23 protein-coding genes and 2 tRNA genes are annotated in these 19,234 nt (G+C 69.1%); 6 read left to right on the top strand and 19 right to left on the bottom strand.

Annotation, left to right across the window (positions count from 1 at the left end; translation table 11 throughout):
* Position 1: 1 nt before the first annotated feature.
* Positions 2–502 (bottom strand): Csu type fimbrial protein, encoded by a 501-nt coding sequence (locus SGCZBJ_RS01100; RefSeq protein ID WP_101716194.1) that lies wholly within the window; start codon positions 500–502, stop codon positions 2–4.
* On the opposite strand from SGCZBJ_RS01100, the gene SGCZBJ_RS26320 reads away from it, so the two are divergent.
* Together SGCZBJ_RS26320 and SGCZBJ_RS01105 are read left to right on the top strand one after the other, a co-directional pair.
* Positions 453–578: a hypothetical protein gene (locus tag SGCZBJ_RS26320; RefSeq protein WP_276308906.1), complete on the top strand. Its 126-nt coding sequence runs from the start codon at positions 453–455 to the stop codon at positions 576–578. The genes SGCZBJ_RS01100 and SGCZBJ_RS26320 overlap by 50 nt on opposite strands.
* A gap of 533 nt (positions 579–1,111) precedes the next feature.
* Positions 1,112–1,306: a DUF3606 domain-containing protein gene (locus SGCZBJ_RS01105; protein WP_101716195.1), complete on the top strand. Its 195-nt coding sequence runs from the start codon at positions 1,112–1,114 to the stop codon at positions 1,304–1,306.
* Between the two features lie 99 nt (positions 1,307–1,405).
* Here SGCZBJ_RS01105 and SGCZBJ_RS01110 read toward each other — a convergent pair.
* Positions 1,406–1,481: transfer RNA gene (locus tag SGCZBJ_RS01110), tRNA-Ile, on the bottom strand.
* 157 nt (positions 1,482–1,638) lie between these two features.
* Between SGCZBJ_RS01110 and SGCZBJ_RS01115 the strand changes: the two genes are divergently transcribed.
* On the top strand, positions 1,639–2,376 hold the full coding sequence (locus SGCZBJ_RS01115) for an SIMPL domain-containing protein (RefSeq protein ID WP_101716196.1): 738 nt from the start codon (positions 1,639–1,641) through the stop codon (positions 2,374–2,376).
* 61 nt (positions 2,377–2,437) lie between these two features.
* On the opposite strand, the gene SGCZBJ_RS01120 is transcribed toward SGCZBJ_RS01115, so the two are convergent.
* The 9 genes from SGCZBJ_RS01120 to glmU all read right to left on the bottom strand — a co-directional run bounded on the left by SGCZBJ_RS01120 (position 2,438) and on the right by glmU (position 12,457).
* Positions 2,438–2,905: a hypothetical protein gene (locus SGCZBJ_RS01120; RefSeq protein ID WP_101716197.1), complete on the bottom strand. Its 468-nt coding sequence runs from the start codon at positions 2,903–2,905 to the stop codon at positions 2,438–2,440.
* Positions 2,905–3,261, bottom strand: a complete 357-nt coding sequence (panD, locus tag SGCZBJ_RS01125) for an aspartate 1-decarboxylase (RefSeq protein WP_058347267.1) — start codon at positions 3,259–3,261, stop codon at positions 2,905–2,907. The genes SGCZBJ_RS01120 and panD overlap by 1 nt, the downstream gene beginning before the upstream one ends.
* 147 nt (positions 3,262–3,408) lie before the next feature.
* Positions 3,409–4,155 carry an alpha/beta hydrolase gene (locus SGCZBJ_RS01130; protein ID WP_276308907.1) on the bottom strand — a complete coding sequence of 249 codons (747 nt, stop codon included), beginning with the start codon at positions 4,153–4,155 and terminating at the stop codon, positions 3,409–3,411.
* A gap of 71 nt (positions 4,156–4,226) precedes the next feature.
* Entirely contained in the window at positions 4,227–6,017 is a 1,791-nt protein-coding gene (locus SGCZBJ_RS01135) for a long-chain-acyl-CoA synthetase (RefSeq protein WP_101716198.1), read from the bottom strand.
* Positions 6,018–6,241: 224 nt separating this feature from the next.
* Positions 6,242–7,621 carry a class II 3-deoxy-7-phosphoheptulonate synthase gene (locus SGCZBJ_RS01140; RefSeq protein ID WP_101716199.1) on the bottom strand — a complete coding sequence of 460 codons (1,380 nt, stop codon included), beginning with the start codon at positions 7,619–7,621 and terminating at the stop codon, positions 6,242–6,244.
* A gap of 83 nt (positions 7,622–7,704) precedes the next feature.
* The gene (locus SGCZBJ_RS01145) at positions 7,705–8,952 is read right to left on the bottom strand and encodes an O-antigen ligase family protein (RefSeq protein WP_101716200.1); all 1,248 of its coding nucleotides are present in this window, start codon (positions 8,950–8,952) and stop codon (positions 7,705–7,707) included.
* Complete coding sequence (gene gor / locus SGCZBJ_RS01150; RefSeq protein WP_101716201.1) at positions 8,949–10,346, bottom strand: glutathione-disulfide reductase; 1,398 nt, start codon at positions 10,344–10,346, stop codon at positions 8,949–8,951. The genes SGCZBJ_RS01145 and gor overlap by 4 nt, the downstream gene beginning before the upstream one ends.
* Positions 10,347–10,397: 51 nt before the next feature.
* Entirely contained in the window at positions 10,398–11,078 is a 681-nt protein-coding gene (rpiA, locus tag SGCZBJ_RS01155; RefSeq protein WP_101716202.1) for a ribose-5-phosphate isomerase RpiA, read from the bottom strand.
* Positions 11,075–12,457 (bottom strand): bifunctional UDP-N-acetylglucosamine diphosphorylase/glucosamine-1-phosphate N-acetyltransferase GlmU, encoded by a 1,383-nt coding sequence (gene glmU, locus SGCZBJ_RS01160; protein ID WP_101716246.1) that lies wholly within the window; start codon positions 12,455–12,457, stop codon positions 11,075–11,077. Before glmU ends, rpiA begins: the two co-directional genes overlap by 4 nt.
* 65 nt (positions 12,458–12,522) lie before the next feature.
* Here glmU and gph point away from each other — a divergent pair, with 65 nt between their 5' ends.
* The 3 genes from gph (at position 12,523) to SGCZBJ_RS01175 (ending at position 14,181) form a co-directional block, all read left to right on the top strand.
* Positions 12,523–13,248 carry a phosphoglycolate phosphatase gene (gene gph, locus SGCZBJ_RS01165; protein ID WP_101716203.1) on the top strand — a complete coding sequence of 242 codons (726 nt, stop codon included), beginning with the start codon at positions 12,523–12,525 and terminating at the stop codon, positions 13,246–13,248.
* Between the two features lie 50 nt (positions 13,249–13,298).
* A tRNA-Val gene (locus tag SGCZBJ_RS01170) sits at positions 13,299–13,373 on the top strand.
* 43 nt (positions 13,374–13,416) lie between these two features.
* The gene (locus SGCZBJ_RS01175; RefSeq protein WP_101716204.1) at positions 13,417–14,181 is read left to right on the top strand and encodes a prepilin peptidase; all 765 of its coding nucleotides are present in this window, start codon (positions 13,417–13,419) and stop codon (positions 14,179–14,181) included.
* Here the strand turns inward: SGCZBJ_RS01175 and gspN are convergent.
* The 8 genes from gspN to gspG are packed head-to-tail and all read right to left on the bottom strand — an operon-like array spanning position 14,152 to position 19,224.
* Positions 14,152–14,862 carry a type II secretion system protein N gene (gene gspN / locus SGCZBJ_RS01180; RefSeq protein ID WP_101716205.1) on the bottom strand — a complete coding sequence of 237 codons (711 nt, stop codon included), beginning with the start codon at positions 14,860–14,862 and terminating at the stop codon, positions 14,152–14,154. The genes SGCZBJ_RS01175 and gspN overlap by 30 nt on opposite strands.
* Complete coding sequence (locus SGCZBJ_RS01185; protein WP_101716206.1) at positions 14,859–15,335, bottom strand: type II secretion system protein M; 477 nt, start codon at positions 15,333–15,335, stop codon at positions 14,859–14,861. The genes gspN and SGCZBJ_RS01185 overlap by 4 nt, the downstream gene beginning before the upstream one ends.
* Complete coding sequence (gspL, locus tag SGCZBJ_RS01190; RefSeq protein WP_240621371.1) at positions 15,332–16,408, bottom strand: type II secretion system protein GspL; 1,077 nt, start codon at positions 16,406–16,408, stop codon at positions 15,332–15,334. Before gspL ends, SGCZBJ_RS01185 begins: the two co-directional genes overlap by 4 nt.
* On the bottom strand, positions 16,405–17,379 hold the full coding sequence (gene gspK / locus SGCZBJ_RS01195; protein ID WP_101716207.1) for a type II secretion system minor pseudopilin GspK: 975 nt from the start codon (positions 17,377–17,379) through the stop codon (positions 16,405–16,407). Before gspK ends, gspL begins: the two co-directional genes overlap by 4 nt.
* On the bottom strand, positions 17,376–17,966 hold the full coding sequence (gspJ, locus tag SGCZBJ_RS01200; RefSeq protein WP_101716208.1) for a type II secretion system minor pseudopilin GspJ: 591 nt from the start codon (positions 17,964–17,966) through the stop codon (positions 17,376–17,378). The genes gspK and gspJ overlap by 4 nt, the downstream gene beginning before the upstream one ends.
* Positions 17,963–18,334, bottom strand: coding sequence for a type II secretion system minor pseudopilin GspI (gene gspI, locus SGCZBJ_RS01205; protein ID WP_101716209.1), 372 nt, complete (start codon positions 18,332–18,334; stop codon positions 17,963–17,965). Before gspI ends, gspJ begins: the two co-directional genes overlap by 4 nt.
* Positions 18,315–18,791: a GspH/FimT family pseudopilin gene (locus SGCZBJ_RS01210; RefSeq protein ID WP_240621372.1), complete on the bottom strand. Its 477-nt coding sequence runs from the start codon at positions 18,789–18,791 to the stop codon at positions 18,315–18,317. Before SGCZBJ_RS01210 ends, gspI begins: the two co-directional genes overlap by 20 nt.
* Positions 18,775–19,224 carry a type II secretion system major pseudopilin GspG gene (gene gspG, locus SGCZBJ_RS01215; protein ID WP_101716211.1) on the bottom strand — a complete coding sequence of 150 codons (450 nt, stop codon included), beginning with the start codon at positions 19,222–19,224 and terminating at the stop codon, positions 18,775–18,777. Before gspG ends, SGCZBJ_RS01210 begins: the two co-directional genes overlap by 17 nt.
* Positions 19,225–19,234 lie beyond the last annotated feature (10 nt).

Genomic DNA, 19,234 nt, shown 5'->3' on the forward strand with positions numbered 1-19,234 from the left:
GTCAGTAGGTGATCGTCACCGCCACCAGATCGCTGTAGGCGCCCTGGGCCGGCGTCGTCTGGGCCGAGACACGGCCGTAGGCGGTGTAGGACTGCACGGCGCCGTTGCCGGTGCCGGCCTGGGTGTCGACATTCTGGGTCACGCCCCAGACCTGGGTCCGGCTCGCGTCTCGGTAGAGAGCGTAGCCGACCGTGTCATTGGCGGCGCTGGTCATCTTGCGCGCGGCCACGGTGGCGCCGGTGCCCGCCCCGGCGCTCAGGGCGACCGTATAGGGCGTGGAATTGGTGCACTGGACGCCAATGGTGCTGGTGGTGTCGATGTTGGCGTCGATGACCCCGCGCGAGCCGAAGTCAACATTCGAAGCCGACTGCACCTTGCATTCACCTTGAATGGTCAGGTTGACCTGAAAAGAACTCGACGCCGTCGCAGCAGTCGCCGAACCAGAGATCGCCATGAACGCCATCGTTCCAACGACGAAAACTGAAGTCGCTATTTTCCTCATGTCCGGCTGCCCCTTCTGGAAATTCGAACAAGCTCTCACTCGCGTAAGACTTGCTGCGCTCGCCGTTGCCGAGTGATTAACGAGCATTAGGGGTAGCTGCGACAGCCGGTCGCGGAAGTTGCGCTCTCCAAGATGGAGAGTCGGCGAATCCACCTCCCCCGGAAGTGGAGAAACGTCAATTTTCGGGACCTGCTTTGGTTGAGCGATAAGGGAAACGTCGATTTTTGAACGTTGTTATATCGCGAGCGACTGACATGGATGAAAGTAACAGGCCCGCGTGGTAGGGACGCCTGTCGCAGGGACGTTATGTCGCAGCGGTCAAGGCTGGGAAAACCACCACGGCGCGCGCGATTTCGACGTCTATGGGCCGGGTTTCGACAAATCCGGCCGCCATTCTCCAAGCTTGGCGGGCGCTGAGCGGGCAGGATAACGACGTTCGATCGGCGCTCCACCGCACCGCCCCTCGGACGGCGCGGCCCTCCTCCCCCATTATCGAGGCCGCCCGGCCGCCGTCTCGCCGCCACCCCGACAGGCGAGGCGGCGGCCGCACGCCGCGTCCGCGTGGAACGCGGCGGCGCTTTGCGGCTTCCTCCTCCAAAGGAGGCCGCCATGCCCCACGTCCGATCCGTCCCAGCCGCCCTGCCCGCCGAGGACGCCGACAAGTCCATCGACCTGCACGAGCCCCGCTCGGTCCGCTACTGGACCGAAACCCTGGGCGTCAGCGAGGAACAGCTCCACACCGCCTGCGAACACGCCGGCGCGTCGGTGGAGGAAGTGCGCAGGTACCTGGGCAGCAGCAGCTGAGGGGGCTGGTAGGCCTGCGCGACGCGAGACCCGCTAGTGTCAAACCCACCTTCAAACCTTCCGAAAACCATTACAATACAAGGGTTCGGGGGGAAGCGGTGGTAGGCCTGGAGGGACTCGAACCCCCAACCAGACCGTTATGAGCGGTCGGCTCTAACCATTGAGCTACAGGCCCCCATGCCGCGCGAGACGAGAGTCGGCGCGGGCGAGGACCGGTCGATTAGCATGGGCTGCACGCGGCTTAAAGGTGCGGTTCAGGTTGAGTTTGCGACAGGGGAACCAATCGCGGGTCGACGCACTGTTGGGTCCCCGCGCGCAGGAGAACAAGAACCATGATCCGCATCCGCTCGACCGTTCCGGCCCTGGCCGCCGCCGGCGCCGCCGTCCTGGCCCTGTCGGCCATCCCCGCGGCCGCCCAAAGCAACGACGCGGCCTTCCGCGCCACCACCTTCAACCTGTCGGCCTCGGGCGAGACCGCCATCGCGCCCGACATGGCCACCATCACCCTGGGCGTGCAGACCGAAGGCGCCAGCGCCGCCGCGGCCCTGTCGGCCAACGGGACGGCGATGAACAAGGTGATCGCGGCGCTGAAGAAGGCCGGCGTCGCCGAGCGCGACATCCAGACCTCGAACCTCAACGTCAATCCGCAGTACGTCTACGAGCAGAACCAGCCGCCGCGCCTGACCGGCTACCAGGCCAGCAACCAGGTGACGATCCTGGCGCGCGACCTGTCCAAGCTGGGCCAGACGGTGGATGCGGCGGCCTCGGCCGGCGCCAACACCGTCAGCGGCATCAGCTTTGGCCTGCAGAACCCGCAGAAGGCCGAGGACGAGGCCCGTATCAAGGCGGTGGCGGCCCTGAAGGCCAAGTCCGACCTCTACGCCCGGGCCACCGGCTACAAGGTGGTGCGCCTGGTGAGCCTGAACGAGGCCGGCGGCTACACGCCCTCGCCGCAGCCCGTGCCGATGTTCGCCATGGCCAAGCGCGAGATGGCCGATTCCACGGCGATCTCGGGCGGTGAACTGAAGGTGCGGGTCGAGGTCAGCGCCACCTACGAGGCGCAGCAGTAACGACCAGGCTCAGTCCTGAAACCGGAAACCTCGCTCCCGACGGGAGCGAGGTTTTCTTTCGTCAGAACCCGGCGCGGACGAAGGCGCGTTCGACGCGGTCCTGGATCTCGATGCCTGGCAGGGCGCGCTCGCCCTCCATGACGGCGAGGTAGCGCAGGCCGGAGGCCTGGCGGCCCTTGCCGGCAGGCACCGGGCCCATGGCCCAGCCCACGCGGTTGGTCGGGCTGCTGTCGCAGCTGATGAACCTGGCCTCGCCGGCCAGGTTGGCCTTGAGCACGTCCTGGGCCGTCGAGGTCTTGCCCTCGCAGGTCGGCAGGTTGCGGGCGCAGGAGATGTAGCCTCCGCCCGTCCAGAGCACCTTGCCGTCGGCTTGCGCGATCAACACGCAGGTCGAGGGCGAGCCGATGGCCCGGCCCACGGCCTGGGTCAGGGCGTCCTCGTCGACGCCCTTGGGCAGCTTGGAGCCGCCGCAGCCGGCCAGCGCCAGGGCGCCGACCAGGACGATAGCCAGGGCGGCGGCCGACCGCATCAGGCGGCCTGCTTGATGACGTTACCTTCGTCGAGCAGCACGACGGTCGGGGCGTAGTTGCGCGCCTCCTCGGCCGGCATCTGGCAATAGGTGACGACGATGACGGTGTCGTTCTTCTGCACCAGGCGGGCGGCCGCGCCGTTGACGCCAATCACCTTCGAGCCGCGCGGGGCCTCGATGGCGTAGGTGGTGAAGCGCGCGCCGGTGGTGATGTTGAGCACGTCGACCTGTTCGTTGGGCAGGATGCCCGAGGCGTCCAGCAGGTCGCGGTCGATGGCGATCGAACCTTCGTAGTCGAGGTCGGCCTGGGTCACCGTGGCGCGGTGCAGCTTGGCCTTCATCATGGTCAGAAGCATGGCGACGCCCCTTCTTATCTCGTTGAAACACTGGGATTTCGCGAGGTCGCCACACACATGACCCGCGTTCAGTCAGGGCCATATAGACAGGATGCGGCCCGCGTTCAATCGCAGCGCAGCAAGGCGCGGTGGATGGTCACGTGGGGATCAGCCCGCCTTGGCCTTCAGGAACCCCGTCATCTGGGCCAGCACCGGCGCCTTTCGGCGGAACGGTCGCGACAGCGCCAACAGGGGCGCTGCGTGATCCAGGCCGGGATAGACCTTCTCCTCGACGGTCGCGCCGGCCTCGCGCAGGGCCTTGGCCAGCTTGCGGGTGTTGCGCGGCCGGACCATCCGGTCCTCCTCTCCTGTCGCCAGGAAGGCCGCCGGCGCGCCCGCGCGGACGAAGCCGATCGGCTGGGTGGCCGGCAGATCGTCGACATGCCCGAAGGTGCGGGTCGAGATTGCGCCGTCGAGGGGCAGGAAGGCGTAGGGCCCCGACAGGCCGGCGAAGGCCTTCACCGCGCCGGACGAGACACCGGCCGCCGCCAGGTATGACGGGTCCAGCGCCAGCATGGCGGCGATATAGGCCCCGGCCGAGTGCCCGGCCAGCGACAGCCGAGCCGGGTCGCCGCCCAGGCGCGGCGCGTGCTCGAGCGCCCAGCGAACCGCCATGGCCCCATCCTCCAGGAACGCCGGATAGACGATCTCGGGGTGCAGCCGGTAATCCGGCGTGACGACTACGAAGCCCTGGGCGGCCAGGGCGCGCGCGGCCCAGCCATAGTCCCTTCGGCGACCCGAGTTCCAGGCCCCGCCGTAGAAGAAGACCAATACCGGCCAGTTCCCTGCCCCGCTCGCCGGGACATGGACATCGAGCCTCTGGCGCGGGTGGTCGCCATAGGAAACCCCGCGCACCGGGCGGCGCGCGGGGTCCTTGGGCGTCAGGGTCGCGAAGATCGCCAGCGGCGACCAGGCTTCAGGCAGGCTCAGAGCTTGAACCCGCCGGCCAGGATCTTGGTATGGACCGCCTTGGTGACCTTCACATAGCCCTTGCTGGGCTCGCGGAAGTACAGCGGGTCCTTGATGACGGCCGGATCGAAGCCCTCCTTCACCAGATCGATCTTGCGGTACTTGAAGGTGCCGGTGGTCTCGATCTCGGGCTGAAGCCGCACGAACACCGGACGGGCGTAGGCGGGCATCTCGCGGTCGACATATTCGGCGAGGTTCTCGATCTCGAACTCGGGACCGACCACCAGCGAGGCCATGCCGGCCTTGCCGTCGAGATCGCCCACCGGCACGCCGTAGACGTTGATCTCCTTGACGCCCGGGAAGCCGGCGAGGCGTTCCGACACCTCGCTGGTGGCGACGTTCTCGCCCTTCCAGCGGAAGGTGTCGCCGATGCGGTCGACGAAGTAGATGTAGCCGTCGCTGTCCTGGCGCATCAGGTCGCCGGTGCGGAACCAGGCGTCGCCCTTCTCGAAGACGTCGTGCAGCACCTTCTTCTCGGTGGCGGCCTTGTCGGCATAGCCGGTGAAGTTGGAGCGCGCGTCGCTGGCGATATGGCCGATGCATTCGCCGATCTCGCCCGGCTTGACCTCGACGCAGCAGCCGTTGGGGCCACGCACCGGGGTCTCGGTCTCGACGTCGAACTTGACGATGCGGATGTTGAACTTCTTCTTCAGGTAGCCCGGCACCCGGCCGATCGCGCCGCGGCGGCCGTCGAAGTTGAACAGCGACACGTTGCCTTCGGTGGCGCCGTAGAACTCGAGCACCCCGCCCACCTTGAAGCGGTCGAGCATGTCGTCCCAGACGTCGGGGCGCAGGCCGTTGCCGAAGATCAGGCGCAGCTTGTGGGCGCGCTCGAACTCGTTCTCGGGCTGGTTGGCCAGGTAGCGGCACAGCTCGCCGATATAGACGAACATGGTGCAGTTCTCGGTGACCACGTCGCTCCAGAAGTGGGTGGCCGAGAACTTCTTGCGCAGCACGATGCTGCCGCCGTTCAGCAGGCCGGCGCCCATGGCGCAGAGGCCGCCGGTGGCGTGATAGAGCGGCAGGGTCACGTAGATGCGGTCGCTGGCGCGCGAGTCGGTCGAGCCGGCGAAGCCGCGCATGTAGAGCTGGGCGCGCATGTGGGTGATGCGCGCGGCCTTGGGCAGGCCCGTGGTGCCGCTGGTGAAGATGTAGAGCGCGGTGTCCTTGGCCACCAGGCCGTCGCGGGCCGTCAGGCGGTCGGGGCGCAGCTGGCTGCAGCTCTTCAGGGCGTTGACCAGATCGCGCTGGTCCCCGTGCACCGGACCCAGCACCCACTGCTGGATGTGGCGGCCCAGCTGCTCCTTGACGTCCTCGAAGCAGGGCGAGGTGTCCGGGTCGACGATGCAGTGCAGCGCCTGGGAGATGTTGAGGCAGTGCGCCAGAGCGGCGCCCGTCAGTTGGTTATTTATCAGAGCCGTGGCGACGCCGACCTTCGAAAGGCCGTACCAGATGGCCAGGTACTCGATCCGGTTGGGCATGAAGAGGGCGACGGTCTGGCCGCGGGTGATCCCCTGGCCCTTGGCCCAGTGCGCGTAGCGGTTCGCGATCGCGTCCAGCTCGGCATAGGTGATCGTCTTGCCTTCGAACGTGATGGCGGGGTTGTTGCGCCACTTGTCGACCGCAGCTTCCAGATCGTCGCAGATCAGGTTGTCGCTGTCGGGCGCGATCGACTTCACACGCTTGAGGGTGCGGGTCAGTCCCTTCAGGAACCGCCACTCGCGCTTCAACTTGGCCTGCAGACGCATAAATTCACTCCCTTCAAACAACCATTGGAGAGCGCCGGGCTAGCGGTCAAGTCGTTGGAAGGTCTTGAGTGTGCATCTGCGAAAAGCAACCTCGCAATTGCGACAAATCTTTTCGGCTGCCGTAAGGGCACTATTGAAAGGGCCCCGTGGAACTGATCCAGGGGGCCCCTTTCGTCTCGAATCCGAGGTTGACCTTAAGGTCAGCCTGCAGGCCAACCTGGCGTTCAGCCGTTGGCGACCTTGCGCTGGTGATCGCGCGCGGACTTCAGCTTCTCGGCCACCAGGAAGGCCAGCTCCAGGGCCTGCTCTCCGTTCAGGCGCGGGTCGCAGTGGGTGTGGTAGCGGTCGGCGAGATCGGTCTCCGACACGGCGCGAGCGCCGCCCAGGCACTCGGTGACGTTCTGGCCGGTCATCTCCAGGTGGACGCCGCCCGGGTGGACGCCTTCCGAATGGGCCACTTCCACGAAGGTCTTCACTTCGCTGAGGATGCGGTCGAACGGACGGGTCTTGTAGCCCGTCGAGGCCTTCAGCGTGTTGCCGTGCATCGGGTCGGTGGCCCAGACCACCGAACGGCCGTCGGCCTTGGTGGCCTTCATCAGGCGCGGCAGGCGGTCGGCGATCTTGTCCGAACCGAAGCGGCCGTAGAGCGTCAGGCGGCCCGGCTCGTTGTTGGGGTTGAGCACGTCGATCAGGCGCAGGAGGTCGTCGCCCTCCATGGTCGGGCCGCACTTGAGGCCGATCGGGTTCTTCACGCCGCGCATGAACTCGATGTGGGCGCCGTCCAGCTGGCGGGTGCGCTCGCCGATCCACAGCAGGTGGGCGCTGGTGTCGTACCAGTCGCCCGAGGTGCTATCGACGCGGGTCATGGCTTCCTCGAAGCCCAGCAGCAGGGCTTCGTGGCTGGTGAAGAACTCCACGCGCTTCAGGTCGGGCTGGGTGTCGGGGGTGACGCCGACGGCCGACATGAAGGTCAGGGCCTCGGAGATCTTCTCCGACAGCTCGCGGTAGCGCGCGCCCTGCGGGCTGTCGCCGACGAAGCCCAGGGTCCAGCGGTGGATGTTGTAGAGGTCGGCATAGCCGCCGCTGGCGAAGGCGCGCAGCAGGTTCAGGGTCGCGGCCGACTGGCCGTAGGCCTTCAGCAGGCGGTCCGGGTCGGGCAGACGCTCGGCCTCGTTGAAGTCCATGCCGTTGATGATGTCGCCGCGATAGGACGGCAGGGTCACGTCGCCGATGGTCTCGATCGGCTCCGAGCGCGGCTTGGCGAACTGGCCGGCGATACGACCCACCTTCACGACCGGCTTGCCGCCGGCGAAGGTCAGCACCACCGCCATCTGCAGGATCAGGCGGAAGGTGTCGCGAATGTTGTCGGCGTGGAATTCCTTGAAGCTCTCGGCGCAGTCGCCGCCCTGCAACAGGAAGGCCCGGCCTTCAGCGACGTCGCCCAGAAGGCTCTTCAGCCGGCGCGCCTCGCCCGCGAAGACCAGCGGCGGCATCTGGCGAAGCGTCTGCTCGACACGCTCGACCGCGGCCGCGTCCGGGTAATCCGTCGGCACGTGCTTGGCGGGTTTAGCTCTCCAGGTCGCGGGGGTCCACCGGGCGGTCATGATCTTCTCGAAGGTTCTAGAGGGGAGCGCTCATAGCGCACCCTCGGGATAAAAGCAAAAATCGTGCGGAGAACGACCATATTCTAGTCGTTCGGGGAAATTTCAACCAATTCGTCACTGTATTCGCCGCTCGACAAGCGAACCGCGGCGCAGGCAACGACGGCCAGGGCGCCGACGGCGATCCACCACTCCTGCCAGACGCCGAAGCTGAGCGCGCCGATCACCAGATAGCTGGTCAGGGCCGCCCCGCTCATGGCCGCGCCGCCGCGATCGGTCTCGGCCGCACGGGTGACGCCGTGGGCCAGCCAGCAGAAGAAGGCGCCGGCCAGGGCCGCCCCCACCGCGCCGAGTTCGAGCCACAGCTGGAGCTGGGCGTTGTGGGTGTGCAGGGGGATCGCGTCGCCGAAGGTGCGGCTCGCGTCCAGTCCCCAGCCTCGGAACGGATGATCCTGGATGTGGTCGGCCGCGAAGGCCCAGATGTTCAGCCGCGCGTCCCAGGACGCCGGGACCAGCCCGTGGAGCCATCCCCAGAACCCGGTCTGGATCGCCCAGAGCACGGCGATCGGGGCGACCATGAACGGAATGGCGATCGCCAGGGTCAGGAGACGACCGCCGGCCTTGCCCAGCCCCTTGACCAGCAGCCAGACCACGCCCCCGGCCGCCAGGGCGACCAGGCAGGAGTCGGCGCTCGCCAGGACCGAGGCGGTCAGCACGCCGGCCAGAAGCAGCACGACCGCGGCCTGCTTGCCCCGCTGGGCGAGCGCGGCCGCCGCGGGCCAGAACATCACGGCCATCACATAGCAGCCGATGGAAATCTTCACCTTGGCCAGGTCGGGACGGATCGGATCGCCGCTCAGCACACGGAGCTTCTGGAACATCGCAGCGCCGGTCAGCGCGTCGAAGCCGACGAACACCGCCAGGGCCAGCACGCCGAACCCCATCACGGTGGCGACACGATCGGCCCCGCGCACCGAAAGGCGCAGGGCGGCCGCAGCCGCCGCGCCGTAGAGCGCCAGTTGCAGGAACAGCTTCACAGCCGTCACCTTCTCGACGTCGCCGTAGTCCTTGAGGCTGCCGGCGGGCGGCGCCGCGGGGCTCCAGGTCATGCTGGCCGCCGCCCAGATCGCGAGCAGCAGCAGGATCAGGGTCGGAGCCGCCGGAGCCCGGGGACGAGCCATGACCGGCAGGACCAGAAGGCCCGCCAAAGCCATCAACGGCGCGAAACCCAGTTGAGCGAGGTAGCCCAGCAACGGGGTCATCACGAAGACGAAGATCATGACCCCCGTGAGCCAGGGCGTCCCCTTCTCGGGACCTGCGGCCTTGGCGATCATACCCCGCCCACCTCGGCCGGGACGTACTTTTCACGCATGGTCACCAGCTCTTCGGCCAGGGTCGGGTGCACCGCGCAGGTGGAATCCCACTGCGGCTTGGTCACCCCCATCTTCACGGCGATGGCGGCCATCTGGATGATCTCGGGCGCATCGGGGCCGACGACGTGGACGCCGACGACCTGCTCGTTGTCCTGGCGCACGACCAGCTTCATCAGGCAGCGCTCCTGGCCGCCGTAGAAGGTCAGCTTCATCGGACGGAAGACAGCGCGATAGACGTCGACCTTGCCGAACGCGTGGCGGGCCTCGGCCTCGCTCATGCCCACCGCGCCGATCGGCGGCTGAGAGAACACGGCCGAGGCGACCAGGTCATGATCGAAGGTGGTCGGGTTGCCGTAGAACTCGGTCTGGGCGAAGGCCGCGCCTTCCCGGATGGCCACCGGCGTCAGGTTGATGCGATCGGTGACGTCGCCCACGGCCCAGATGCTGTCGACATTGGTCTTCGAGTGCGTATCGACGGCGATCGCGCCCTTGTCGTCCAGCTTCACCCCGGCGTTCTCGAGCCCCAGGCCTTCGACGTAAGGGTCGCGGCCGGTGGCGAACAGCACCACGTCGCTTTCGAAGGTCAGGTTGTTGTTGAAGGTGCTGACAAGGCCGCCATCGGTCTTCTCGATCGACTTGTGCGAGCAGCCCAGCACCACCTTGATCCCGCGCTTTTCCATCTCGTCGGCGAGATGGGCGCGGACGTCGTCGTCGAAGCCGCGCAGGATGTTGGAGCCGCGGTAGCAGAGCGTGGTCTCGACGCCGAGGCCGGCATAGATGCCCGCGAACTCCACGGCGATGTAGCCGCCGCCGACCACCAGCACGCGCTTGGGCAGGGTCGGCAGGTGGAAGGCCTCATCCGAAGTGATGCCGTGCTCGGCCCCCTCGAACTCCGGACGAACCGGACGGCCGCCGGTGGCCACCAGGATGCGCTTGGCGGTGTAGCGGCCGGCATCGCCCTCCGAGCCCTCCTTGGGCAGCACCTCGACGGTATGGGCGTCGATGATGCGGGCCTTGCCATGCAGCAGATGGGCCCCGGCCTTGCGCAGGTTGGTGACGTAGATGCCCGACAGGCGCGCGATCTCGACGTCCTTGTCGTGCAGGAAGGTCTTCCAGTCGAAGCTGGCCTCGCCGATCGTCCAGCCATAGCCCTTGGCGGTCTTCAGCTGGCTGGAGACCTCGCTGGCGTAGACCATGAACTTCTTGGGCACGCAGCCGCGCACCACGCAGGTGCCACCGACCCGGTACTCCTCGGCCACGGCGACCTTGGCGCCCGACAGGGCCGCCAGCCGCGCGGCGCGCACGCCGCCCGAACCGGCGCCGATGACGAAGAGGTCGAAGTCGTACTCAGCCATCATCGGCTCCGGATCAAGGCGGACTGGAAACAGCGGGATCGGGATATGGGATCAAGGCAGAAGCTTGACCACCCCTTCGTCGGTCCCGATCAGGGCTTCGTCGGCCAGATCGAGGAACAGGCCGTGGTCGACCACGCCGGTGACGGCCTTGAGCGCCGCGGCCAGGGCGGCCGGCTCGGCGATCGCGCCCGAGGCCATGTCGTAGATCACATTGCCGCCGTCGGTGACGACGATGCCCCGATCGGCCATGCGCAGGCGCGGCGGCGGAAGGTCGAACTCAGCGGCGATGTCGGCCAGACGACGCCCGGTGTGAGGGTGGCCAAAGCGCACCACTTCGATCGGCAGCGGGAACTTGCCCAGCACCTTCACGTGCTTGGCGGCGTCGGCGATGACCACGCAGCGCTTGGAAGCTTCCCAGACCAGCTTCTCGCGCAGCAGGGCCGCGCCGCCGCCCTTGATCAGGGACAGGCCCGGGCCGATCTCGTCGGCGCCGTCGACGGTGAGGTCGATCGACATGACGTCGTCCAGCGTCGCCAGCGGAATGCCCAGCTCGCGGGCCAGGCTGGCGGTCGCTTCCGAGGTCGGCACGCCGCGGACGTCGAGCTTGCGGGCGGCCAGGGCCTTGACGAACCAGGCGGCGGTCGAGCCGGTGCCCAGGCCCACGACCATGCCCGGCTCCACCAGCAGGGCGGCGGCTTCACCCGAAGCCTTCTTCTGTGCGTCGGCGCTCATGCCTTCTTGTCCTTCTTGGCCTGCTTGAGGGCGCGGAACTTGGCCGCCCACCCGGTCTTGAGGGTCTGCGGCGTGCGGCTGAGCGCCAGATCGCCAGGGGGCACGTCGGCGGTGACCACCGTGCCCGAACCGGTCATCGCTCCGTCGCCGATGCGCACGGGCGCGACCAGGGACGAGTTCGAACCGATGAAGGCGCCCGCGCCGACATGGGTCTCGAACTTCTCGAAGCCGTCGTAATTGCAGAAGATCGTGCCGGCGCCGATGTTGGCCTTGGGGCCTACGCTGCCGTCGCCCAGATAGCTCAGATGGTTGGCCTTAGCGCCCGCGCCGACCTTGACCTTCTTGACCTCGACGAAGTTGCCGATGTGGGCCTGCGGGCCGATCTCGGCGCCCGGACGCAGGCGGGCATAGGGGCCGATCAGGGCGCCCTCGCCGATCGATGCGCCTTCCAGATGGCTGAAGGCCCTGATCACCGCGCCGGCGGCGATGCTGACGCCCGCGCCGAACACCACGAACGGCTCGACGGTGACGCCGGCGGCGACCTGAGTGTCCCACGACAGGTGAACGGTATCGGGCGCGGGCATGGTCACGCCCTCGGTCATCAGGGCGGCGCGGCGGCCGGCCTGCCAGACAGCCTCGGCGGCGGCCAGCTCGGCCTGCGAATTGACGCCCTGCACCGCGGCTTCCGGCGCAAAGGTGGCGCGGGTGGCCAGCTTGCGGTCGTGGGCGATGCCGACGATGTCGGTCAGGTAATACTCGCCCTTGGCGTTATCGTTGCCGACGGCGGCCAGCAGGTCGAACAGCTGGGCGCGATCGGCGGCCAGGACGCCCGAATTGCAGTGCTTGAGCGCCAGGACGGCCGGCTCGGCGTCCTTGGCCTCGACGATGCGCAGCAGCACATGCCCCGGGGCCAGCACGAGGCGGCCATAGGCGCCCGGATCGGCGGCCTCGAAGCCCAGTACGGCGACATCGGCGCCGGCGCTGCGCAGGTCGAACAGAGGCGCGATCACCGGCGCGGTCAGCAGCGGGCAGTCGGCATAGGTGACGACCACGTCGCCGTCGAAGTCGGCCAGGGCGTCCTTGGCGGCCAGCACGGCGTGGCCGGTGCCCCGCGGCGGGTCCTGCACGACGGTGGCGTCCGGCCCCAGGCGCTTGCGGGCATGCTCGCCGACCTGCGGGCTGTGGGCGCCGACCACCACGACGATGCGCGTGCAGCCCAGCGCTTGCGCGGCGTCGATGGCGTGGTCGAGCATGGCGCGGCCGCCCACCCTGTGCAGCACCTTGGGCGTCGGCGACTTCATGCGCGTGCCCTGGCCGGCGGCCAGGATCACGGCGGCGCGGGGACGTCCCGTGTGATGGTTGGGGGCGATCTGCGTCATGATCGGCGCGACTCCGAAGCGAACCAAAGTTGCATTAGCCGCGCCTTTAGCCGAAAGGCCAGGACATGTCTCTTCCGCACGCCCACGAAACCGTCCTTCGGGATACGACGATCGCCTTCGACCTCGACGGCACGCTGGTCGACACCGCGCCGGACCTGGTGGGGGCGCTGAACACCATCCTCGCCGAGGAAGACCTGCCCGCCCTGCCCTTCGACGACGTGCGCAAGATGGTCGGCCGCGGCGCCAAGGCGCTGCTGGAGCGCGGCTTCGCCGCCGCCGGCGCGCCGCTGGACGCCGAGCAGGCGCCCAAGCTGGTCGAGCGCTTCATCGCCATCTATCTGGGCCGCATAGCCCACGAGAGCGCGCCGTTCGAGGGCGTGGTCGAGGTGCTCGCGGATCTGAAGGCCGCCGGCGTGCGCCTGGTGGTCTGCACCAACAAGCTGACCCACCTGTCGGTGGCGCTGCTGGACGCCGTCGACCTGACCCGATTCTTCGACGCCGTGGTCGGCGCCGACGACGCCCCCGCCCCCAAGCCGGATCCGCGCCACGTGCTGGCGGCCATCGCGGCGGTCGGCGGCGACCCGGCCCGCGCGGTGATGGTCGGCGACAGCATCAACGACGTCCTCAGCGCCAAGGCCGCCGGCGTTCCTGCTCTGCTGGTCTCGTTCGGCTACACCGAGGCCCCTGTGGAGACGCTTGGCGGAGATCTGTTGATAGATCGCTTTTCCGAGGTCCCGGAGGCTGCAATCTCGCTTTTGGCCTCTTGCGGCGCGGAAAAGAGCGGTCTATAGCCCCCTCCTCTCGCGGCGGGGACTTCTTCGGAAGGCCTAGCCGACACGGCGGATGCTTAGCTCAGCGGGAGAGCACCTCGTTCACACCGAGGGGGTCGCAGGTTCAATCCCTGCAGCATCCACCACTCCTTCCCTTCTTTGCAGTTCTCGTACAGTAGGTCGGCGGCCATGTGGGTTACCGAACACTTCTGGACATTCGCGACGGTCCTCCTGGGTCCGTTCGTCGGCAGCTTCATCGGGCTGCTGACCCTGCGCCTGCCCGCGGAGCGACCGTGGGCGGCGTCGCGTTCGGCCTGCGACGGCTGTGGCCGCAAGCTTGGACCGCTGGACCTCATTCCCATCCTGAGCTTCGTTGGCCTGCGCGGGCGCTGCCGAAGCTGCGGCGCGGCGATTCCAAAGCGCTACCTGCTGCTGGAACTGGCGTGCCTGCTGATCGGTGCCTGGAGCGCCCTGGCTTTCGCCGGCCCCCTAGCGCCGGCGACGGCGATCTTCGGCTGGTGGTTGCTGCTGCTGGCGGTGATCGACGGCGAGCATTTCTGGCTGCCCGACATGTTGACCCTGCCGCTGGGCGCGGCGGGCTTCGCCGTCTCGATCCTGGTGCTGCGAGAGCCGGCGTGGACGCCGGTGCTGGGCGCGACGATCGGCTTCGGATCGTTGTGGCTGCTGGCCTGGATCTACGAGCGAGTACGCGGCCGCGATGGCCTGGGCGGCGGCGACCCGCGCCTGCTGGGCGCGATCGGGGCCTGGACAGGCTGGAGCGCCCTGCCCTCGGTGCTCCTCTGGGCTGGCCTGGCCGGTATCAGCGTCGCCCTGGCGCAGCTGATCCTTCGCCGCCGGGTGACGATGGACCAACGGCTGCCGTTCGGGGTGTTCCTGGCCATCGGCGCCTGGCTGACCTGGCTGCTAGGGCCGCTTCACGGCTTTCTCGGCTGACAGCCGAGTCGACACCACGCGCCGGACGCCGGCCGCATCCTTGACGAAGCCCTGGTCGAGCGCGGCCTGCACCAGCAACGGATCGGCCGTCGCCACCGCGACCTCGGCCTGAAGCCGGCCTGCGCCATCGGCGCGCAAGGTGATCGCCGCCCCGCCTCCTCCCCTCGGCGTCAGGCGCGCAACCCAGTCGCCGCCCACGCAGGCCGGCGTTCCGGCGAAGGTCGCTCCTCCGAGCAAGGGATCCTGGACGGCGCGGAAGCGGATCTGGCCGACGGCCTTGAGACAGCGTCCGTCACGAAAGATCGCGGCCAGGTCGCGGGCCTCGATCCGGCCAGGCAGTTGGTCCGCATCCAGCGAGATCGAACCGCTCAGGGCCTCGACGCCCTTGTCCCGCCCGGCGCGCAGAATGAAGGACCGATCGCCCGCCTCGTCCTTGGCCCGCAACCGCACGTCGCCGGCCAGCAGCGCCAAGAGAGAGAGGCCGACATCGTATGCGCCCAGCCGGCGGCCCTGGGCGGCCGCCAGGTCCACGCGGCCGCGCCAGACCGTTCCCGACGCCCGGATCACCCGCAACGCCTCGCAGTCGGCCAGCCGACCAGTCAGCAGCGTGACAGGGGCCAGGACGACGACCGCCGCAGCGGTCATCCCGGCCAGCACGACCATCATGATCCGGGTCTTCATCGGGCGGCCCTGGCGAAGGTGACCTCGGCCTCGACGAAGCCGTTGTCGAGGCGCGAGGCCGTGAAGCCGGCGACATCCAGGCCGGCCTCGCGTTCCAGCGACGCGGCCCAGGGCAGCAGGGCGCGGGCGTCGATGGCGGTGATCCAGACGGTGAAGGCGCCGTCACTCTCCTGGCGCTTGCGTGCGATCGGCACGGCAAGGCTTGCGGCGCTGGCTTCGACGATCACCGCGACCGGACGGGAGTCGGGCTTGGACGGCGCGGGGGCGCCCGAGGCCAACCTCAACGCGGCGGACTGCTCGCGCGCCTCATGCAGCCTTTCGCGTACGTCGTCACTCGCATGCCTCAAGGGCGCGACCACGCCGTAGAAGCCGGCGACGCCGATGATGGCGGCGGCCATGACGCCCAGCATCACCCGCTCGCGCGGCGTGCGGCCGTCCCACGCCGGGCGCGCGGTTTCGAGGATCCGGCTCATGGCTTGCTCCGCACGATCAGGTCGCTGGTGACGCGCTGGCCCTCGGTGACCGTGCCCTGCTCGGTGACATCGAAGCCCCCGGCCTTCAGCGCTTCACGCAGTTGGTCCATGTCGGAATAGTTGGCGTAGGAGACCGACGAGCGGATCGCGCCGTCCTGGCCATGGACCAGGGTATCCAGCCGCATGCCCGGCACTGCGCGCACCGCGGCAAGATAGCCGGCCGAAAGCTCGCCGAAGCCCAGCTTGCGGGCCGCCTGCAGCCGGCTGACGGCATACCGGGCCGGATCGCCGTAGCGCGCCGATTGCGGAACGAGTTGAACCGCCAAGGCGGCGTTGCGCCGCTCGATCGCGCGCGCCTCCAGGCCGTCCCTGGCGATCTGCGCCAACAGCAGGACGAGCGGCGAGATCGCGACGATGGCCAGGAGCCCCGCCAGCCGCCGCCAGCGCAGGACCGGTCCGTGCCGACGCGGCGCGAACTGGCCTTGCAACAGGTCCACCGGCGGCCGCTCGGCGCCCGCCAGCAGCCAGGCGTCCAGCTCGGAGGCCGGGATGTAGCGATGCGGCCTGTCGCCGACGACGGCAGAGGCCAGTTCGGGTTCGACGCCGAACGCCAGCCCCTCGGCCCGAACACCCAACCGCTCGCCGAACGAGGCCAGGACTGTTCGCCCCTCGGCGTCCTGCGGTAACAGCAGGTAGTCGGGGGTCGCGCCAGTGACGGTCACGCCTCGCGCCTTGGCCGCCTCAAGGCCCGAGCGAAGCCGCTCGCGGTCGAGCCAGACGACGAGGGCGCGCCCCTCCGCGTCGCGCTCGCCGACCGCCAAGTGCAGCCCTTCGGCGCCGGTCGCCACGGCCTCGCCGACTTGGAACGCGGCCGCCGCCCGCGCCTGGGCGGAACTGCCAGTCGGCAGATCGAGCCAGCGGGTGACAGCCTCGGCGCCGGGCAGCACGAGCACGGCTTCGCCGCCGCCCTGCTCGCTGGGCAGAAGCTTGCGGCGCACAGGACCGTGGGCGCCGGCCTCGACGATCTCGGGGGCCTCATCGGGCGTTTCGGGAAGGAGCAGCAGACGGGTCATTCTTCCAGGGTCCAGCGCCGGGCGACGAGACGGACGCGGTTCGTCGGGCCGGCTTCGAAAAGCGAGGTCATGAAGGTTTCGCCGCCGGCCAGGCCGACGCGGCTTTCGAGCGAGAAGTAGCGGGTGCGGAAACGGATCTGGTCGCGGACGCCGTCGGCCGGCGCCGCCCCGGCCAGGGCCTGCTGCCCCCAGAAGGCCTCCAGGTCCGACCAGCCGCCCGCCGGACGCGCGGCGAGCGCCTGGCGGGCGCTCTCTGGCGAGACGCCGCCCAAGGTGACCGCCGAGAGCAGGACAGCCCGCTCCTGGGGCAACGTGTTGACGTTGATCGGCGACAGGTCGGTGGTCGGCAGCGCGCAGACATAGGGCCGCAGCATGGCGTAGACCTTGGCGTCGAAGCCGCGCACGGCGCGCAGTTCGCTGACCTCGGCCAGGGGCGCGCCCGCCGTGCGGTACGGCGTCTTGCGATCCGCATAGCCTTCGTCCTCCAGCCCGGCCGGCCCGACGTCGTTGCTGTCGATCCACTGCGCCAGGCTTTCGGCCAGGTCAGGACCGTTGGGCATGCCCAGCAGGGTCATCAGGCTGGACAACTGGCGCACGCCCAGCTCGCGGCGGCGAAAGGGCTCGCCCTGGTCGGCCTCGACCACGCTGTTTAGGTTGAAACAGCCGGTGGCGTCGGCGACGAGCGCCTGGATCTGGCCGCCCTCGATCGGGAACTCCACGACCCGACCGTTCCACCCGCCTTCCAGCGAGGTCTTGCCCGGATCTCGCGCGAGAAGCTGGTCGATCCGCGAACTGGCCATCTGCTCGCCGCCGAGGGCGTACCAGCGCGCCTGGCCCGCCACCTGGACGTTGAACGACCGGCGCAGGCCAAAGCGGATGTCCTCCAGCACGCCCACGGCGATGATGCCGATGACGGCCACCATCAGCAGCACCGTCAGCAGGGCCGCGCCTTCCTCGTGCCTGCGCTTCATCGCCCCTCCCCCGAGGTGAGGAACAGCTGGTCGACGCGGCCCAGGTCGGCCAGCGTCATGTCCAGGCGCACGGCGGTCGGGATGTCGGTCTGCGGATTGCCCTTCCAGGTCGGCGTCCAGGCGCCGTTGAAGAGAAAGGCGGGCCGAATGCCGGTGACGTCATGCAGGAGCACCTGCGGCGGGCCAAGGCGCGCGCCATCCAGCGCCGGGCGCGAGCGCCGCTCCAGGCGTCCCTCGACCAGGGCGTACTCCACATATTGCAGCGAGGCGCGGGGATCGACGTCAGGGTTCTCCCAGCCGCGCCGGACGAAGGCCAGCAGCGGTCCGCCGCCGCCCCAGGGATCGCCGCCGGCGAAGGCGGTGATCGCCGGCCGCCCATCCTCGCCGCGCGTACGGCGGGCGGCGGCCTGGGAGAGGTCGGCCTTGAGGATGGCGCGGGCGCGCTGAAGCTCGGCATGGCGATCGACCGTCACCCGCACCGCGCTCTGATTGGCCAGGGTCGAGCCCATCACGGCCACGCCGGCCGCGCTGATCAGGGCGAAGATCAGCACCGCCACCAGCATCTCGACCAGGGTGAAACCCTTCATCGCGCGCCCCGAAACAGCGAGGCCTGGACCAGCGGCGCGCGAGAGCGGGGCGCGGCCACGGCGATGTCGACGCGGACGATGGCGGGATCGGCGGTGCGGCTGACCTGGCGGGTCCAGGCCCATGGGCGTCCGCCGGCCGTCTCGACGCCAGCGCTACGGCCGATAGCGAGCGGCGTCGAACTTGCCATGGCCTCGACCGCACGGTTGTCGAGCACCACCTCGGCCAGCACCCGGTCGGAAAGCCGTCCTCCGGCGCGGGTGTTCTCACCCGCCAGGTTCAGCAACGCCAGCACGGCCAGGCTGAAGATCGCCAGGGCGACCAGCAGCTCGATCAGGGTGAAGCCGGCTTCAGAACGGGCGCGGGGCATCGAGCGAGACGTTCCCTGCCAGGTCGACGACGATGGTTCGACGCGCCTTGCCGCGCGCGAAGGTGAACTCGGTGGGATTGGCCAGGCCCGTGGGGTCGAAGACCACCACGGCCTGCGGCCCGACGGTGACCTGCGTGCCCTCCTCGAAGGCGCGGGCGCGGAACGGGGCCTCGTCCAGCGGGCGCCAGTCGCGCCCGTCGCGGCGCTCGAACCGATACTCGCCATCGGACGCCACGACCCGCACCTGACCGCCCCGGAACACGGCCTCGTCCCGCGCCCGCAGCAGGCTGGCGGCGAAGCGCTCGGCCTCCTGCGACAGGGCGGGCCGGCCGTCCGGCAGGGCCAGGACGACGGCGCTGGCCAGCAGGCCCATGATCACCAGCACGATCATGAGCTCGACGAGGGTGAAGCCTCCTCGCCTTCCGGCCTTGCGCGGGATGTCAGCCCCAGTTGCCAATGTCGGCGTCCTTGCCCTCGCCGCCTTCGCGGCCGTCGGCGCCGAACGAGAAGACGTCGATCGCCCCGTGCTGGCCCGGCGAGCGGTACTGATAGTCATTGCCCCACGGGTCCTTGGGCAGGCGACGCACATAGCCGCCCTCGCGATAGCGGTCGGGCTGGGCCAGGCTGGCCGGCGGCGTCACCAGGGCCGCAAGGCCGTCCTCGGTGCGCGGGAAGGCGAAGGTGTCGAGGCGGTAGCCCTCCAGGGCCTGCTCCAGCACCGCCACGTCGGCGCGGGCCTTTTCCTTCATGGCCTTGTCCTGGCTGGGCAGGACATTGATGGCCACGACGGTAGCCAGAAGACCCAGGATGACGATGACGACCATCATCTCCACGAGGGTGAAGCCGGCTTCGCGGGCGCGGCGGCGGCGGGTCTTGTCAGGGGCGCGCATGGTCTTGGCC

Origin of the sequence: Caulobacter zeae, from assembly GCF_002858925.1 — a bacterium.
GTDB classification, from domain to species: Bacteria; Pseudomonadota; Alphaproteobacteria; order Caulobacterales; family Caulobacteraceae; genus Caulobacter; species Caulobacter zeae.

Coding starts and splice junctions, on each gene's coding strand:
- SGCZBJ_RS26320 (WP_276308906.1), top strand. CDS start 453: ATGAACGCCATCGTTCCAACGACGAAAACTGAAGTCGCTATTTTCCTC.
- SGCZBJ_RS01100 (WP_101716194.1), bottom strand. CDS start 502: ATGAGGAAAATAGCGACTTCAGTTTTCGTCGTTGGAACGATGGCGTTC.
- SGCZBJ_RS01105 (WP_101716195.1), top strand. CDS start 1,112: ATGCCCCACGTCCGATCCGTCCCAGCCGCCCTGCCCGCCGAGGACGCC.
- SGCZBJ_RS01115 (WP_101716196.1), top strand. CDS start 1,639: ATGATCCGCATCCGCTCGACCGTTCCGGCCCTGGCCGCCGCCGGCGCC.
- SGCZBJ_RS01120 (WP_101716197.1), bottom strand. CDS start 2,905: ATGCGGTCGGCCGCCGCCCTGGCTATCGTCCTGGTCGGCGCCCTGGCG.
- panD (WP_058347267.1), bottom strand. CDS start 3,261: ATGCTTCTGACCATGATGAAGGCCAAGCTGCACCGCGCCACGGTGACC.
- SGCZBJ_RS01135 (WP_101716198.1), bottom strand. CDS start 6,017: ATGCGTCTGCAGGCCAAGTTGAAGCGCGAGTGGCGGTTCCTGAAGGGA.
- SGCZBJ_RS01140 (WP_101716199.1), bottom strand. CDS start 7,621: ATGACCGCCCGGTGGACCCCCGCGACCTGGAGAGCTAAACCCGCCAAG.
- SGCZBJ_RS01145 (WP_101716200.1), bottom strand. CDS start 8,952: ATGATCGCCAAGGCCGCAGGTCCCGAGAAGGGGACGCCCTGGCTCACG.
- gor (WP_101716201.1), bottom strand. CDS start 10,346: ATGGCTGAGTACGACTTCGACCTCTTCGTCATCGGCGCCGGTTCGGGC.
- rpiA (WP_101716202.1), bottom strand. CDS start 11,078: ATGAGCGCCGACGCACAGAAGAAGGCTTCGGGTGAAGCCGCCGCCCTG.
- glmU (WP_101716246.1), bottom strand. CDS start 12,457: ATGACGCAGATCGCCCCCAACCATCACACGGGACGTCCCCGCGCCGCC.
- gph (WP_101716203.1), top strand. CDS start 12,523: ATGTCTCTTCCGCACGCCCACGAAACCGTCCTTCGGGATACGACGATC.
- SGCZBJ_RS01175 (WP_101716204.1), top strand. CDS start 13,417: ATGTGGGTTACCGAACACTTCTGGACATTCGCGACGGTCCTCCTGGGT.
- gspN (WP_101716205.1), bottom strand. CDS start 14,862: ATGAAGACCCGGATCATGATGGTCGTGCTGGCCGGGATGACCGCTGCG.
- SGCZBJ_RS01185 (WP_101716206.1), bottom strand. CDS start 15,335: ATGAGCCGGATCCTCGAAACCGCGCGCCCGGCGTGGGACGGCCGCACG.
- gspL (WP_240621371.1), bottom strand. CDS start 16,408: ATGACCCGTCTGCTGCTCCTTCCCGAAACGCCCGATGAGGCCCCCGAG.
- gspK (WP_101716207.1), bottom strand. CDS start 17,379: ATGAAGCGCAGGCACGAGGAAGGCGCGGCCCTGCTGACGGTGCTGCTG.
- gspJ (WP_101716208.1), bottom strand. CDS start 17,966: ATGAAGGGTTTCACCCTGGTCGAGATGCTGGTGGCGGTGCTGATCTTC.
- gspI (WP_101716209.1), bottom strand. CDS start 18,334: ATGCCCCGCGCCCGTTCTGAAGCCGGCTTCACCCTGATCGAGCTGCTG.
- gspG (WP_101716211.1), bottom strand. CDS start 19,224: ATGCGCGCCCCTGACAAGACCCGCCGCCGCCGCGCCCGCGAAGCCGGC.